This window comes from Lacinutrix sp. MEBiC02404 (assembly GCF_053601575.1).
This window is the reverse complement of the sequence record NZ_JBSHNV010000170.1, coordinates 1-207: the sequence shown is the minus strand read 5'-3', so window position 1 is coordinate 207 and position 207 is coordinate 1. Positions and strand designations below refer to the sequence as shown.

The 207-nt window shown below is 38.2% G+C and carries 1 protein-coding gene; it reads left to right on the top strand.

Annotated elements, in window-relative coordinates; all coding sequences use genetic code 11:
• Positions 1-207, top strand: a 207-nt coding sequence (locus ACVCXO_RS09160) for a hypothetical protein (protein ID WP_452229291.1), incomplete at both ends; no start/stop codon positions are given.

The following is a 207-nucleotide window of genomic DNA, read 5'->3' as shown; positions in this document are numbered from 1 at the left end:
TATGTATTTACGAACCTTGCTTCTACTTGTGGAGCTGGTGGTACTATTCTAGTTACGTATACCGTAGCTGATGATTGTGGTAATGAAACCATACTTACTGCAACGCTTACGCTTGAAGATTCTATCGGTCCTGACTTAACGTCTTGTACTGTAATAGATGAAACTATAGAATGTAACGGAACAGATAACGAAACAATTGCTAACGAT